Below are 2,834 nucleotides of genomic sequence, written 5' to 3' on the forward strand. Positions count from 1 at the left end.
GGCTTCGGACCCGGTCGGGCCAACGCCGGTCCCGACCAACGCGGACCCCGACCAAAACCGTGTGTGGCTTCGCTAGTGTCGCGCCCAAGTGCCTTCCGCCCGAAGGATGGTCGGTCTCCCGGCGGAAGCCCCCACAGCGCCGGGCAAAGCCCGACCACAGACCGCCCACCCAAAGTCATCCGAAGCCACCCGAAGCCCCCTGAAGCCACCCGAAGCCTCCGGAGCCACCCCAAGCCGTCCCCGGCTCGGCCGCCCCCGACCGGAATCCGTCCACAACCTGACCGAAGGAACGCCATGAACGACGCCGCCGGATTCCGTGCGATCCCCCCGACCACCCTCGCCGACCTGCTCGGGCGCGCGCAGGTCATGGACTTCGGCATTCGTCCGTTGTGGCCCGGGATCCCGCGGGTCGCCGGGCCGGCGTTCACCGTGCGGTGCCCTCCCGGTGACAACCTGATGTTGCACGCGGCCATCCACCGTGCCGAGCCCGGCGCGATCGTCGTCGTCGAGGCGGGCGACGTGGACTACGCGCTTGCCGGTGGCAACGTGTGCGCGGTCGCACAACGCCGCGGGATCGCGGCGTTCGTTCTGGACGGGGTGATCCGCGACCTCGGCGAGGTGCGTGACATGGGCTTTCCGGTCTTCGCCCGGGGTGTCGTCCCGTTCCCGGGGACCAAGGCGGCCGTCGTACCGCTCAACGGCCCGGTCCGGTGCGGCGGGGTGATCGTGTACGCCGGCGACATCGTGGTGGCCGACGAGGAGGGCGTCGTGGTCACGCCCGCCGCGCGTCGAGAACGCGTACTCCTCGACGCCCGGGCCAAGTTGGCCGAGGAGGCCGACGAATCCCTCGACGCGTGGGAGCACGCGCACCGTGCCCGCATCGACAGGATCCTGAGCGACAATGGCTTCGAGGGTTGATCAATCCACCGCATCCGTCACCGATCGATCGCCTCGGTCGTGCCGGTAACGTACCCATCCTCTCGACCCTCTCCATCCTCTCGGGTCGCCTCGCTCACCGGCAGCCGTCGGAAGCCGGTCGATGTACTCCCGACAGCCCCCGCGCACCCCGCGAGTCGATCGGGCAGGCCCTCGCCACCACCGGATGCTCCGATCCCCGCACGCGCAGGTCGACCGTCAATGGCCGCCGCCGAGTTCGCCGCTGAGGCTCGCGTGCATTCTGGCCGACTGTTCGTTGAGCCCGATGATCTCGACGGTCTTCCCGTAGCGCGCGTACTTCGTGGTGATCGCGTCCAACGTGGCCACGGAGGACGCGTCCCAGATGTGCGCGCGGGCGAGGTCGACGACCACCCGGTCGGGGTCGCCCGCGTAGTCGAAGCGGTAGACGAGATCGTTGCTGGAGGCGAAGAACATCTCGCCGGTGACCGTGTAGACCACGGTGGTGCCGTCCGGGTCCTTGACCGCCTCCACGTCGGCGAGGTGGGCGACCCGGCGGGCGAAGACGACCATCGCGGTGACCGAACCGACGACGACGCCGATGGCGAGGTTGCTCGTCGCGACGACGACCGCGACCGTGACGACCATGACCAGGGTCTCGCCGATCGGCATCCGCTTCAGTGTCGCCGGCGCGATGGAGTGCCAGTCGAACGTGCCGACCGACACCATGATCATCACGGCGACCAGAACCGCCATCGGGATGTCCGAGACGACGGACCCGAAGACCACGCACAGAATCATCAGGAACACCCCGGCAAGGAACGTCGACAGGCGCGTCCGCGCCCCGTTCTTGACGTTGATCATGGTCTGCCCGATCATCGCGCAACCACCCATGCCACCGAAGAATCCGGTGACGATGTTGGCGATGCCCTGCCCGATCGACTCGCGGGTCTTGTTCGAGTGGGTGTCGGTGATGTCGTCGACGAGTTTCGCCGTCATCAAGGATTCCATCAGACCCACGAGCGCCAGAGCGAGGGCGTAGGGCGCGATGGTGGTGAGCGTGTCCACGTCGAAGGGGACATCGGGCAGTCCGGGGGTCGGGAAGGACGAGGGCAACTCGCCCTCGCCGCCGACGTCCGGCACCGCGATGCCGGCGCCGAGGGTGAGCGCGGTGAGCGCGACGATGGACACCAACGGTGCGGGGACGACCCTGGTCAGGCGTGGGAAGAACACCATGATCACCAGCGCGGCGGCCAGCAGCGGGTACACCGCCCATGGGACGTCGTGCAGTTGCGGTAGCTGGGCGACGAAGATCAGGATCGCGAGGGCGTTGACGAAGCCGACCATCACCGATCTGGGCACGAACCGCATGAGCTTGGCGACCCCCAGCGCGCCCAGCACGATCTGGAAGACGCCGCCGAGGATGACGGCGGCGATCAGGTAGCCGAGGCCGTGGTCGTGGTTGAGCGGAGCGGTGACCAGGGCGACGGCTCCGGTGGCGGCGGAGATCATCGCCGGGCGTCCGCCCACGACGGAGATCGTCACGGCCATGGTGAAGGACGCGAACAGGCCGATCGAGGGGTCGACGCCGGCGATGATCGAAAACGAGATCGCCTCGGGGATGAGCGCGAGCGCGACCACCAGGCCCGCCAGAATCTCGGTACGGGCGACCTTGGGAGCCAACCACACCGGTCGGGTCGGCCTGATCGGACGAAAGCGGGGTTGCGGGCGCGGGTGCGGGTGCGGGCGGGACGAGGACGGGACGGAACCGGGCAAGAGTGTGCGCCTAGGGAGTTCGGGCGGCCCGGCCCTCGTAGGGGGCCGCGGGCACGCGTGCGTGGCGCGGCCCCGCCGGTGGGCGGGCCGCGGTTCACCCGCGCTCGGCGGGTGGAAGTCGGTGGTGGGGCTTGACGTGATCACGCGAGCGGCGGCCCGGTGGC

At 69.5% G+C, this 2,834-nt stretch carries 2 protein-coding genes; one reads left to right on the forward strand and one right to left on the reverse strand.

Annotated elements, in window-relative coordinates; translation table 11 throughout:
• The first annotated feature begins 294 nt into the window (after window positions 1-294).
• Window positions 295-918 (forward strand): RraA family protein, encoded by a 624-nt coding sequence (locus tag GT354_RS22965; RefSeq protein WP_161358266.1) that lies wholly within the window; start codon window positions 295-297, stop codon window positions 916-918.
• 216 nt (window positions 919-1,134) lie between these two features.
• Here GT354_RS22965 and GT354_RS22970 read toward each other — a convergent pair whose 3' ends face one another.
• Window positions 1,135-2,583: a SulP family inorganic anion transporter gene (locus GT354_RS22970; RefSeq protein ID WP_346012133.1), complete on the reverse strand. Its 1,449-nt coding sequence runs from the start codon at window positions 2,581-2,583 to the stop codon at window positions 1,135-1,137.
• Window positions 2,584-2,834 lie beyond the last annotated feature (251 nt).

Origin of the sequence: Streptomyces sp. SID3343 (assembly GCF_009865215.1) — a bacterium.
Classification (GTDB): domain Bacteria; phylum Actinomycetota; class Actinomycetes; order Streptomycetales; family Streptomycetaceae; genus Embleya.

Bases quoted from the DNA above. Each gene is read 5' to 3' on its own strand.
- GT354_RS22965 (WP_161358266.1), top strand. From the start codon at position 295: ATGAACGACGCCGCCGGATTCCGTGCGATCCCCCCGACCACCCTCGCC.